11 protein-coding genes and 1 pseudogene are annotated in these 12,023 nt (G+C 40.0%); 6 read left to right on the plus strand and 6 right to left on the minus strand.

The features are described 5' to 3' along the window. Positions 1-5: 5 nt before the first annotated feature. From IQ259_RS10700 to IQ259_RS10715, 4 genes are all read right to left on the minus strand, one after another. Complete coding sequence (locus tag IQ259_RS10700) at positions 6-410, minus strand: DUF1636 domain-containing protein (RefSeq protein WP_193884484.1); 405 nt, start codon at positions 408-410, stop codon at positions 6-8. Beyond that, on the minus strand, positions 407-1,426 hold the full coding sequence (locus IQ259_RS10705) for an iron-siderophore ABC transporter substrate-binding protein (protein WP_228014475.1): 1,020 nt from the start codon (positions 1,424-1,426) through the stop codon (positions 407-409). The genes IQ259_RS10700 and IQ259_RS10705 overlap by 4 nt, the downstream gene beginning before the upstream one ends. Continuing rightward, positions 1,426-4,023, minus strand: a complete 2,598-nt coding sequence (locus tag IQ259_RS10710) for a TonB-dependent receptor (protein ID WP_193884486.1) — start codon at positions 4,021-4,023, stop codon at positions 1,426-1,428. The genes IQ259_RS10705 and IQ259_RS10710 overlap by 1 nt, the downstream gene beginning before the upstream one ends. Positions 4,024-4,204: 181 nt before the next feature. Then, the gene (locus IQ259_RS10715) at positions 4,205-5,212 is read right to left on the minus strand and encodes an AraC family transcriptional regulator (RefSeq protein ID WP_193884488.1); all 1,008 of its coding nucleotides are present in this window, start codon (positions 5,210-5,212) and stop codon (positions 4,205-4,207) included. A gap of 83 nt (positions 5,213-5,295) precedes the next feature. Between IQ259_RS10715 and IQ259_RS10720 the strand changes: the two are divergent. Then, positions 5,296-5,415, plus strand: a pseudogene (locus tag IQ259_RS10720) (IS982 family transposase); the annotation flags it as partial. 445 nt (positions 5,416-5,860) lie between these two features. On the opposite strand, the gene IQ259_RS10725 reads toward IQ259_RS10720, so the two are convergent. Both IQ259_RS10725 and IQ259_RS10730 read right to left on the minus strand, forming a co-directional pair. Beyond that, positions 5,861-6,388 carry a hypothetical protein gene (locus IQ259_RS10725; RefSeq protein WP_228014476.1) on the minus strand — a complete coding sequence of 176 codons (528 nt, stop codon included), beginning with the start codon at positions 6,386-6,388 and terminating at the stop codon, positions 5,861-5,863. Between the two features lie 424 nt (positions 6,389-6,812). Next, on the minus strand, positions 6,813-7,367 hold the full coding sequence (locus tag IQ259_RS10730; protein WP_193884490.1) for an SRPBCC family protein: 555 nt from the start codon (positions 7,365-7,367) through the stop codon (positions 6,813-6,815). Positions 7,368-7,636: 269 nt separating this feature from the next. Between IQ259_RS10730 and IQ259_RS10735 the strand changes: the two genes are divergently transcribed. The 5 genes from IQ259_RS10735 to lpxD all read left to right on the plus strand — a co-directional run bounded on the left by IQ259_RS10735 (position 7,637) and on the right by lpxD (position 11,928). Beyond that, a complete protein-coding gene (locus tag IQ259_RS10735) occupies positions 7,637-7,831 on the plus strand; it encodes a hypothetical protein (RefSeq protein WP_193884492.1) in 195 nt (64 codons plus the stop codon). Positions 7,832-8,056: 225 nt separating this feature from the next. Next, positions 8,057-8,221 carry a rubredoxin gene (gene rd, locus IQ259_RS10740; protein WP_193884494.1) on the plus strand — a complete coding sequence of 55 codons (165 nt, stop codon included), beginning with the start codon at positions 8,057-8,059 and terminating at the stop codon, positions 8,219-8,221. Positions 8,222-8,273: 52 nt separating this feature from the next. Continuing rightward, positions 8,274-9,506: an NAD(P)/FAD-dependent oxidoreductase gene (locus IQ259_RS10745; RefSeq protein WP_193884506.1), complete on the plus strand. Its 1,233-nt coding sequence runs from the start codon at positions 8,274-8,276 to the stop codon at positions 9,504-9,506. A gap of 209 nt (positions 9,507-9,715) precedes the next feature. Continuing rightward, on the plus strand, positions 9,716-10,789 hold the full coding sequence (locus IQ259_RS10750; RefSeq protein WP_193884495.1) for a hypothetical protein: 1,074 nt from the start codon (positions 9,716-9,718) through the stop codon (positions 10,787-10,789). A gap of 47 nt (positions 10,790-10,836) precedes the next feature. Further along, complete coding sequence (gene lpxD / locus IQ259_RS10755) at positions 10,837-11,928, plus strand: UDP-3-O-(3-hydroxymyristoyl)glucosamine N-acyltransferase (protein ID WP_193884497.1); 1,092 nt, start codon at positions 10,837-10,839, stop codon at positions 11,926-11,928. Positions 11,929-12,023 lie beyond the last annotated feature (95 nt).

Consider the following 12,023-nt stretch of genomic DNA (forward strand, 5'->3'; position numbering starts at 1 on the left):
GCCTTTTAACTCAGCACTTCACTATAAAGGACTTCCGGTGTTGGAGGGATGCGTACCAGCAGATGCGATCGCAGTGTCCCCGGTATTTTAGCAGGTAGAACATATCCGTCTTGACTTTCTTGATAAAGCTGGCTGAATTGCAACAAATCAGTAACATTTTCTTGTAGCAAATCAACAAAGTGGTATGTATATTTTTGCGGACAAACCAACGTCGCCGCACAAGAATATTTGCTAACGCAACTCCACAAACACCCCACAGAGTCAATATTGAGACTGCTGTAAGTGGAATTATTTTTTTGAGCTTCCAGCAGCTTCAGCAAGAGTTGATTTCCTTCGGCGCGATCGTCTGCTTCGTCGTGAGAGAGAACCGTACTGCATGATTTACAAACAAATAAGGTATGAAGTGTCATGATGATAATGATTTTTTATTCTGCAAAATATATTTGTTGAGGTCATCCAAAATAGCATTTGCTGACAAGATATTACCAAATATCCAGTAACCAGAATCAACAACATAAACTCTTTGATTTTTAACTACATTCAAATATTGCCATAGAGGATTTTGCTGATATCGTTGAAAGTGTTTTTCCGAACCTGGATCTAAGAGTGCAAATAAAATATCTGCATCCAGCAAATCTAGACGTTCTATACTAACTCCTACGCGGGGTGATTTCGGCTTAGTAAGTTGTTGTTGTATCTTTGGCGAAGCCAGCCCGATTTCTGAAAGTAAATGCCCGGGAAATGAAAAAATAGTCCGAAACTCAGTTTCCTGATTTCCTGCATAAAAACGGCTGACACAAACTTTGATTTTCCCTAGTTCCTCTCCCATAGCATTTTGAAATTCTGTAACTCGTTTTTGATATTGGGAAAGTACTTCTTGGGCTTGTGTACTTTTACCCAAGACTTCACCAATATATAAAAAGGCTTCTTTCCAAGCCGTGAAATCATTCTCAAATGTTACTGTTGGGGCGATTTGCGACAAAAGCTGATAATCTTCTGCATTGATGTACTCACCAAGAATTAAATCGGGATTTAACTGCACAATCCTTTCTAAATTTGGCTGTGCGCTTTTGCCAATGGAAATTATACCGTCGGCTTTATTTCCGAATTGCCTACCTCTGCTAGTTATCAAGTTATGTTCTGCTGCTGCTATGGGTTTAACGCCTAGTGCTAACACTGCTTCTAAATCTGTTTCATTCATTACAATTAAACGCTGTGGATTTAGAGGAACACAGGCTTCTCCAAATTTATGGCGGACTATTCGACACTCAGAAGAAGTTAACTGTGTCTTGGTATAAACCCGGCTTTGTATATTACCATGACAAGCAGTGACTAGAAGAAACGCCAGAGTCAAGAGAAAAAATAGAGGTAGATGTTTCTTCAAAATGCGACGATATAATTTCCAGAATTGGCAAAATTTCATCATTAAAATGTTACAGAAAAACTCCCAATAACTGTGAATGGTGCGCCCGGTTCAATGGCAACTCTGCCAAAGTTTGCTCCTTGAAAATATCTTTCGTCAAAAATATTTTGGAAATTAATTCCAGCCCGCCAATTATTACGTTGATAGTAGATGGCTGCATCTGTTCTTAAATAACCGGGGATGGTGTATGTGTTGTTGATGTCACCTTGGCGATCGCCTACATAAAACAAACCAAAACCTAAACCTAAACCTTGCAAATCACCACGCTGTAATTGGTAAGTTGTCCACAAACTGGCTGTATTAAATGGGACATTGGCTGGGCGATTTCCAGCCAACCCATCATTATCTTCGGTAATCTCGGCATCAATGTAAGAATAAGATGCAATCACATTCCAACCAGGAAGTATTTCCCCTGCAACATTGAGTTCAATACCTTGGTTGCGTTGTTTCCCTACAGGAATACTGAAGTCTGGATTGGCTGGATCAGTTGTAGCAATATTTGATCTTGTGATATCATAAGCCGCAAAAGTAGCAGCTAATTTGTTATCCAAAAATTCACCTTTTACACCAACTTCGTATTGAGTTCCTCGTTCAGGTTCTAGAACTGAACCATCCGCTCTTGTACCAAAATTGGGTTGAAATGACTGGCTGTAACTAGCGTAAAGAGAAATAGGTTGAATGGGTTGATAAACAATGCCCACTCTTGGGGTGATAGCTGTATCATACTGACTAGATTCAGTGTCATTCAAGAAATTTCTGCTGTTTTGGTCTACGATATCTAATCGTCCACCCACAATAAACTTTAAATTATCTGTCAATGCTATTTGGTCTTGCAAGAAAATTCCTAAACCATCGCTACTATTTTGGTTATCACGTACAACTAAAGTTAATTCTCCTAAACCAGGTCTGGGTATGGCGTTGTAAACTGGATTGAACACATCAATACTTGGTGTAAGTCCTGCGGGTAATCGCTTCTGAGTTCCGCCTGAAGTGGCTCTAGCTAAGTCAACACCAAATAAGAAAGTATGCTCAATTGAGCCTGTAGCAAACTTACCAACTAAATCAGTTTGTAAGGTATAAGTTTCTTGGTAGTCATCATTTGATCTAAAGTTCCTTGATAGAATACCTGTTGCCTCATTGAAATTTAGAGGTTCAGCACGATAATCAAAATCATCTGAACTCTGATATCGGAAAGCATTACGTATTTTCCAGTTATCGTTAAAATTATGCTCTAAGCGATAGCTAAAACCTATTTCTTCCACTCTTCTCACATCGTCTGGTTCGCCTAAAATCCGCTCCAAAGGAATATCAACAATACCTCGGCCAAAAGCTAAAAATCCCCGATCAAATGGGCGTTCATCGTTGAGATAATCGAATTGAAACGTTAAGTTAGTTGCTTTGCCAATTTCCCATTTTAACGTGGGTGAAACAAAAAATCGTTGAATATCTTGATTAAAATCACGGAATCCATCTGAAGACTCGAAAACAGAGTTGAGCCTATATAGCAAAGTTCTATCGGAGTTTATTGGCCCAGAAATATCAATACTAGGGCGAAATGTCGAAAAATTACCCACTGACAATTCAGCACTATAGAAGGGATCTTTTAGAGGCTGCTTTGTAACTAAGTTAATTACTCCTCCAGGCTCAACACCACCATATAAAACTGAAGCCGGCCCTTTCAGAACTTCTATGCGTTCAACGTTTGCAGTTTCTCTAATACCGCCTCGTCCATCCTTGAAACCATCAACCAAAATACTTCCACCAAAAAGCCCACCGCCAAAAAATCCCCGAATACCAAGTTGGTCGGATGTACCACCAAAACCACCACTTTGAACCACACCACCAACATTCAGCAGTGCATCTCTTAAACGAGTCACTCCTTGATCCTTAATTACTTGTTCAGGAACTACTTGAACAGTCTGAGGAATGTCTCGGATAAGAGTATCAGTTCTAGTTCCCGCGGAAGTATTGGGTACGCGGTATGTATCTTGATCACCTGTTACTACTAATTCAATCGGTTCTTCATTTTGCGCTGATGGTTGTTCTGGTTGTGTTTCACCACTTGGTTGTGGTTCTGGTTGCGATGGGGTTGGTTGTATCTGTGGTGTTTGAGTAGTAGTTACAGTTGGTACCACCCCAAAAACTAAACCCTCATCACCATCAAATAACTCAACTTGTGGCGCACCAGTTTCACCAATTACCATCACACGGATCGTGTTTGCATCTAAATTGGTAACTGTAACTTCAGTAATTCCCGCAGTTGGTTTCTCTTGGCGGAATGTCTCACCACTAGGCAGGCGTAATTGGGTGTTGGGTATATCTACAATGTAATTATTGCCTTCACTTCTTACTACTGGTTGGAGCTTGTCACTTTGATTAGTTTCTAAAATTACATCAAGTCCCTTATCAGTAGATTGTAATTTGATTTCTGGAATCACAATCAGTGATTGAGCAAGCAATTGTTTGACTTTACTTGCAGCGTTAAGATTATCGGCTTTCTCCTGTGTGCTGGTGCTGTTTATCTCCTTACCCATTGCAGGTATAGCAACTAAAATCCAACTCAAACTCGCCATCCAAATCAGTTTTTGCAGTTTTGCCATTTTCCTCACCCACCAGTCAAATCAGTTTTGCAAAAAATAACTAAAAATTATTCTCAATAACTTTACCGTGATGACAAAGTATATTTGAAGACTAAAAATTGTTTCAAACGGATTTTTTTCTTCTTCTAAACGGATTTTTTTACTGAAGATAAGATCAGATAAATTTTAAAATTTATTTCTTTTACTTTTTAACTTGATATGCTTTCGGGTTGACACCAAATTTTTTCTTAAATGCAGAATTGAACGAACTAGGGCTAACGTAGCCAACTGCTTGAGCTGCTTCTTTAACTTTCATTTGACTGTTAGTTAACAGCATATATGCTTGCTGCATTCGATAATCATGTAAATAACCAAATACTGTTGTTCCAAAAACTTGCCGAAAACCCTGCTTTAATTTGTAATCGTTCAGTTTTACTTGTCGGGCTAATTCTAATAGTGAAGGTGGGTTTTTAAAGTTATTAATTATTATTTCTTTGGCTTGATGAATTCTGTCAATATCGTCAACTCTTAAAGATGATTTAGAATCGGAATCTAATACAACTTCTGTAAACTGGCTAAATTGAAGCGTCATCAATTCAATTGCCTTGGCTTCTAAATACAACCGTTTCATTATTCCCTGGAAAGGACAGTTTAAAATTTTTTGTAAAGCCGTTTGCATTTCTGGTGTTGTAATTCCTTGGCGATAATAAGGTTTTACTTCACCATTAGCAGCAAATATTTGTAATTCAGGGGGCAGTTCTTGTAGTTGATTAGCATCAAAATCGCTAAAAAACTTTGCAGGTTCAAGCAAAATTTGTACTCTTAAAACCTGCTTATTTGCTGCATATTGCTCAGTTTCTTTAATATTTGGTGAATATTCTAAATAATTACGACCTACAATTTCATTTGCCGAGTCTGTTAAACCATGTAAAACTGTTTGAGAGCTACCTTCTATAAAAAAACTTAATGTTGTTGTTACAGTATCATTTTCATTCTCGCCAATTACAATAAAATCATCTATGGGTTGAAAATCATAAGTTCTAATCTTTAAACCAGCCCGAAGCAATATCTGCCATTCTCGCCAAGAAAAATATTTTGTATTTGCTTCTGTAGATTTTTCATAAACATCGGAATTTGGACTAAATAGATGATTTTGTTGATATTCGTCTAATATTTCTTCCCAATCTTGAGCAGACACAACTATTGTCATAGTTCTCAGCAATTAATATCTTACAGTTTCAAGCACGCGATGCGCGACTTATTATTTCGTTATACAAGTCCGGTGTATGAACAGATATGTGGCATCTTACCGGTCGTCTCAATCGCAAGATTTTAGCTCATACTGCCTGTTTCTGGCTTAATCGCCACAATTGTGGCCCTCTTCAGTTTGACAAACTTGTTACAAAATATTAAGTCATACATGGCGTTACAAGCAGTATTTTTGATAGTTTATTGAGATTATCTCTCATTTTGGTAACGTGTTTTGTAGCTTAGATAGCAAATATTGTGAAGCTGACCATAGACATCAGCATTTAGACAGATTACGGCTGTTGAATTTTCACAAAAACTATAGGAATCATATTGGATGTCTGAAAAAACTATAAGATAATACGGTCTGCAAAAGATATTTGTTACGGTCATCCAAAATAGCATTTGCTGACTTTAAAGAATCCCCACGCGATAATACATTTGTCTTATAAAGAGTTACAGAAAATCCAGCTACCCTGAAATTACACCTAACTTTAGTAGGTGTAATGTTCTTTAATATCATTGTTTCAAAATCTTGCCTATGGATGGATAGTGTTGTAGATGTGTAACAGCTTAAATTTTCTAAATTCCCATTAGTGGAGGCGCTGTTCTACACCAATACTACCGATGAGATTGCCAAGCTTGTCATAAAGTGAGCGATCGCCAAGGGATAATTATTAGTTTCCCATTGATAAATTTCACTCCATCCTGGTTTGCCAGTTTCAACGCTTTTGGTATACCAGCCTTCTTTCTGATATTGGTAATTTTTAGTAATTTCAAATAATTTGATTGGCTTTCCTTGAGTATCAGTTGTGTAGTTGTACAGATCAGGATTACCATAGCGATCGGGTAACACCAAACTAATATCAGGGTTGCCATGATCTGGAATTTTAGATTCACGGTAATATCCAGAGGCAATAAACTTTCCTGTTTTAGATCCGTAAAGAATATAGCCAACGTTATAAGTTTTGACTTGCTTAAATAAGAATTGAGCTAAACCGTCTGAATTTTCGGGATTAAGCAATCCCAAGTCGATTTGTTCACCATTAATTTGAGTCAAATAACGAGTAGCTGCTGCATAACCATCAAGGTGCTGCTCAATGCGATGGCTAACTTCAGTTTGGAACTTCACAGCCATTTTGTTGACAGCTTTCTGCCGTTTTGTAGCGAAAGATATCCAGTCAATCCCACTGCTGTAAAGATTTGCAAGATGAATGGAACCACTAAAACAATCCGTAGAGGAACTTTCCGAGATATTTTGGAAAACGCACCAATTGTGGGCTTGAATAGCATGTTATAGCAGGTGACAGGGAACAGGTGACACTTCGGCATGGTTCGACTGCGCTCACCAGCTGCTCAGTGACCGCATGTGACAGGGTTACAAGTTTTTTAGTGCATGAGTTTTATCATTGGCCAATGTCCTAACTGCCTTGGCTACTGCTATACTAAAAAGGCTTCAAGATAGATATATGCCTTATAGTTCCCATTAAAAAACTCAGATCCCCGGCTTCTTCAAGAAGCCGGGGATCTTGTTGTTAATATTAGCTGCAACCTTAATTTGATTACTGTGTACACAATACCTGTCGCATTTTACGCATATTCGCAGGTAGCTCAAAATTCATAGCTTGTTGAATGAAAATTGAAGGGATGGGAATATTGGGTGTAGCTTGTACGTTATAAGCCAGCAAAGTGCCATTAGCAAAATCTTTTAAGTCTACACAGGCTGTAAAATCATTAAAAGTACCTTTTTCCATGCGGAAATGGATTTGTTGCCCTAGAACTTCGGCAACGTTAAGGTAAATTTCAACTTGGGCGGTGAAAAATAAAAAGGCTTTTTGTGCTGCTTGGTATAGACGCTTGACTTCGCCTCTCTGCACAACTTCGCTTTTGGTGATGTCAGGAAAATATTGTACCCAACGGGGGTAATCTGTGAGCTGCTGCCAGACATTTGATCGCATCATCGGCAAATACATCCATGCAGTAACTGCACCACCACACGCTGTATGCGATCGCGCTTCTAGCAAAATTTCGCCCTGCATCAGTAATCTTTGCTTGTCATCGCTCCAAGCCATATCTAAACCTGCAATAATTGGGTCTGAAATATGAGACGCAGCCATATTGATTCACTCACTCCTCAAATTTTCCACACTTTTAGAGTTGACGCTAAACACTGTTGAATCCGGTTTAAATCAACTCACTCAAATTTTAGTTCCACTTTCTAGCATCTATTTTCCGGAACTAAATCATTTCAGGTCATTATTCTGTGAAATTACTGATAAATTTGTATTTATGATTACATTTAATTAAATTTAAATTTAAGCCGTTCTAAAAATAGCACTACTTCTATATTAGAAGTGTAATAAATTTTGAATGAAAGGCAAATTAAATGAGTCAATCTTCCTTGAATCGCAAACTAACTCAGGCTTTTGGTATTCTACTCGGCATTGGCATCGCAATCTGGGTTCTCAGGGGTTTTGGTATTCTGACATTTTTGCCGGGAGGAATTATTTGGCTGTTTTTATTAGGGGCGATCGCTCTCTTAATTATCAGTTTTGCTCAAAGAACATGGTGGCGTTTCTGATCTATACTGATCATCATCATACTTGACAAATTACGTCAAATTACGCAATTAGTTCATTTTAGTTGCCAAAAAAAATACTTTGGGTAACTTTTAAACCTGAGTAATTGTAAGCAGAAAAGACTTAAATTATTGGTTTCTCCTTGAATGTAAAAGTGTGCCTATTATAACTCGCTACTAAAAAGGTGATCGAGAAACCAGACAAATAACTTATCAAGGGATAAAACAATGGAAACTTACGAATGCACCGTTTGTGGCTACGTATATGATCCAGAAGTAGGTGATCCTGATGGTGGAATTTCACCAGGAACACCATTTGAAGATATCCCAGAGGATTGGGTGTGTCCAGTTTGCGGTGCAACAAAAGATCAATTTGAACCAGCAGAAGTTTAAAGATAACCGCTAGTCTAGAAAGTAGGTGCTATGAAACAGAGACTTTTTGAACTTGCAACTGTTAACAATTGTCGTTATTGGGGGTGGGGCTGCGGGATTTTTTGGTGCGATCGCCTGTGCTAACGCCAATCCTTACGCCCGTGTCATTTTACTCGAAGCCAGCCGTCAACCACTAGCAAAAGTGCGGATTTCTGGTGGCGGACGCTGTAACGTCACTCATGCTTGTTTTGAACCAGCAGGGTTAGTGCAGAATTACCCCAGAGGTGGAAAGGCTTTGCGGGGTGCTTTTAGTCGTTTTCAAGCTAAGGATACTGTATCTTGGTTTGCCAGCCACGGAGTCCCACTGAAAAAAGAAGCAGATGGCCGGATGTTTCCAATCACAGACGATTCTGAAACTATTGTGGAATGTCTGATGAATGCAGCCCAAGAAACTGGGGTAGAACTGCGAACTGGTACAGCAGTTGTCTCAGTTAAACGGCTACTTAGTAATGAGTTTGAACTTATTTTGAAGTCGGGTGAAACTTTAAAGTGCGATCGCCTACTATTAGCAACAGGCAGCAACCCTGTAGGCTATAAAATAGCTCAAGCATTAGGTCATCAAATTGAACAGCCAGTCCCTTCACTATTTACCTTTAACATTGCTGACCCAAATTTTCGGGCGTTAAGTGGTGTTAGCGTCAACCCAGTGCGCTTGCGGCTGTCGGTTCCCGAAAAACCTGTGTTGGAACAAACGGGGCCTTTGTTAATTACACATTGGGGTGTGAGTGGCCCCGCTGTGTTAAAGCTTTCGGCTTGGGGTGCGAGAATACTTCATGAAAACCGCTATCAAGCCACTTTATTAATTAACTGGCTACCCGATTTGCAACAAGAGCAAGTACGAGAGAAAATTTTAGCAGTTAAAAATGAATGGGGCAAAAAAGCGATCGCCTTACATCGCGGAGTGGATTTACCTCATCGTCTTTGGCAATACTTTATCACTCGTTTGGGTATTAATACGGAAGACCGTTGGGCAGAAATATCCAGCAAAACTCTCAATCAGCTAGTTCAAGAAATTTCTCAGGGAAAATACTTAATCAATGGTAAAGGAGTTTTCAAAGAAGAATTTGTCACTTGTGGCGGTGTCAGCCTCAAGGAAGTTAACTTTCAGACAATGGAAAGTAAATTAGCTACGGGTCTTTACTTCGCCGGAGAAATTTTAGATATTGATGGCATTACTGGTGGGTTTAACTTCCAAAGTGCTTGGACAACAGCCTATTTAGCTGGTTTAGCAATGGCAAAAAATTAATAAAAAATTTAGTATTCAGAATATTAGTCCCCTGAATACTGAATTCTTTTTTCTACTATGAAGAGAGAGCAATATTACTTCAGTAAAATTTCTTATTAAGTAATAATTAACACTTAACTTCAAGCATTTCTCTCATTGCCACTCCATATTTGTAGCAGTCACCCTAGAGTAGGCGATTTTTCGCATCTGTATTAATTTTTAAAGGGTGTATGTCAAACTACCAATCTACTCTGTCTGAAATTACATTACAGGGCAGTCAGTATATGCTGCATGGCTTTCCTGTATTAGGAATTCCAGATCAAGAACGTGCTGTTAAATACTTCAGTCTCAATCCATTTCTCCCCAATGCCCAAAATCGTTGCCCGGTTGAATGTGCTTATTGTGTCTGCCATCAAGACCGTGATTGGCATCATCATCCCGAAAATTTTGAAAATAACTTCACTCCATCTGACTTACTTGATCGTCTATTAGACCGCATTTTTGCTACCCCAGAGGGGCAGAAAGGTTTTCCAATTTCTCTATGCGACTACTCCGACCCCTTCATTCCAGCGCATCGAGAACGTGTACTGTCAATCCTCAATGCACTGATTGACCGTCAAGCAGCCAATATGGTTTACATCACAACCAAAGTCCACCCAGGTAAAGCATTTTTAGAGCGTCTCAAAGCTACTTTAGCGCGACCTAATTCTCTGCGAGTCACGGTTTTTGTGAGTCTACCACCCTTAAAAGCTGGCTATGAACAAGCCTCCGTTCAGGGAAGAGTCAAGCTGCTACAAGATTTAGTCAATCTTGGTATTCCCTGCTGTTGGTATCTTCGTCCCCTAGTTGAACAGTGGTTTGATGAAGCTTTAATGTGGGACTTGACAAGGACTCTTTTGCCTTATGTTGCCGATCACGTTATTTTGTCGGGAATTGTTATGTCGGCAGAAATTGAAGAAAGTCTGTTAAAACAGGGGTTAACTGTACCGCAATGGGATCGAACACAACCAGGACGTAAGCAACTTTTATCACCAGAGTTTGAATCACAACTGCGTTCTATCCTCAGCACGGTTGCAACTGAGCAAAATATTTCCCTTGGCCCGGTTATGGGGCATCGACTCTGCGGTACTAATGGTAATCATGCCTACGGTTGTTTAATTTGTGCTAAACAAAATCGTTATTGTCAGTTGTTTCAACTACATCACTACGGTGAAACGATCGCGGCTGAAGATAATCAACGATTTAAAATGCTACTGCGGCAGAATTTACAAACCAAAGTACCATCACCAGAAGAATGCCAATAAAGAGGGACAATAATCTTGCCTTTGATGAATTTTAAATCAATCCAAAAATGAAATTCAGCGAAATCACACGCCAATTCGCGGACATCGCCACTGACAGTAGTCTGACAACTAACCCAGACCACGACGTAGAAATTACTGGGGTAGCTGCTATTGATGAAGCCACAAGTGGAACTCTCAGTTATGTAGAAGGCGGAAAGTTTACATCTTTAATTGGTAAGACAGCCGCAAGCGCCTTAATTTTGCCGGATGACACAACATTAAAGTCTCAAGCACAAGAACGCGGTATTCTGTGGGTAAGCACACGGGAACCCAAACTCTTTTTTGCCAAAGTTCTGACTCTTTTTTATCAACCATATCGCCCCAACCCACAAATTCATCCCACGGCTATAATTCACCCCACAGCCAAAATTGGTAGTGATGTTTATATCGGCCCCCATGCGGTGCTTCAAGAAAGGGTAGAAATTGGTAACAGTGCTGTCATCCATCCCAACGTAGTGATTTATCCAGATGTCAAAATTGGCGATCGCACTACCCTACACGCTAACTGTACAATTCACGAACGCAGCCAAATTGGTGCAGATTGCGTAATTCACAGTGGTACTGTGATCGGTGCAGAAGGTTTTGGCTTTGTACCTACCCGTACTGGTTGGTTCAAAATGGAACAATCAGGCTACACAGTATTAGAAGATGGCGTAGAAATTGGCTGTAATAGCGCCGTTGACCGTCCAGCCGTTGGTGAAACCAGGATTGGACGCAATACCGTAATTGACAACTTAGTACAGATCGGTCATGGTAGCCAAATTGGTGCTGGCTGTGCGATCGCAGGTCAAGCGGGGATGGCTGGTGGTGTTAAAGTGGGAAATCGCGTGATTTTGGCTGGACAAGTGGGAGTCGCCAATCAAGTTAAAATTGGCGATGGGGCGATCGCCTCTGCACAAACCGGAATTCACAATGATGTCCCTCCCGGCGAGATTGTTTCAGGAAGCCCAGCAATTTCCCACAAGTTATACCTCAAGGCCGCTGCGATTTATCACCGCTTACCTGAGATTTATCAATCACTCAAACAATTACAGCGCCAATTAGGGCAAAAGTCAAAAGAGGCAGGGGAGCAGGGGGCAGGGAGCAAGGGGGAAAACTGAGCGCCCGATTGTACTCCACCCCAGTAAAAGCGCCCTAGAAGGGCGGGGCTTCTCTACGAGACGCTTTGCGAACATACCCATGTTCTGCTCCGCTT

The organism is Fortiea sp. LEGE XX443 (assembly GCF_015206815.1).
In the GTDB taxonomy this organism is placed as follows: domain Bacteria; phylum Cyanobacteriota; class Cyanobacteriia; order Cyanobacteriales; family Nostocaceae; genus Nostoc_B.

What these genes read in the sequence shown, in the direction of transcription:
- IQ259_RS10715 (WP_193884488.1), bottom strand. Translation starts at nt 5,212, where the DNA reads ATGACAATAGTTGTGTCTGCTCAAGATTGGGAAGAAATATTAGACGAA.
- IQ259_RS10700 (WP_193884484.1), bottom strand. Translation starts at nt 410, where the DNA reads ATGACACTTCATACCTTATTTGTTTGTAAATCATGCAGTACGGTTCTC.
- IQ259_RS10710 (WP_193884486.1), bottom strand. Translation starts at nt 4,023, where the DNA reads ATGGCAAAACTGCAAAAACTGATTTGGATGGCGAGTTTGAGTTGGATT.
- IQ259_RS10730 (WP_193884490.1), bottom strand. Translation starts at nt 7,367, where the DNA reads ATGGCTGCGTCTCATATTTCAGACCCAATTATTGCAGGTTTAGATATG.
- IQ259_RS10735 (WP_193884492.1), top strand. Translation starts at nt 7,637, where the DNA reads ATGAGTCAATCTTCCTTGAATCGCAAACTAACTCAGGCTTTTGGTATT.
- rd (WP_193884494.1), top strand. Translation starts at nt 8,057, where the DNA reads ATGGAAACTTACGAATGCACCGTTTGTGGCTACGTATATGATCCAGAA.
- lpxD (WP_193884497.1), top strand. Translation starts at nt 10,837, where the DNA reads ATGAAATTCAGCGAAATCACACGCCAATTCGCGGACATCGCCACTGAC.
- IQ259_RS10705 (WP_228014475.1), bottom strand. Translation starts at nt 1,426, where the DNA reads ATGATGAAATTTTGCCAATTCTGGAAATTATATCGTCGCATTTTGAAG.
- IQ259_RS10725 (WP_228014476.1), bottom strand. Translation starts at nt 6,388, where the DNA reads ATGGCTGTGAAGTTCCAAACTGAAGTTAGCCATCGCATTGAGCAGCAC.
- IQ259_RS10750 (WP_193884495.1), top strand. Translation starts at nt 9,716, where the DNA reads ATGTCAAACTACCAATCTACTCTGTCTGAAATTACATTACAGGGCAGT.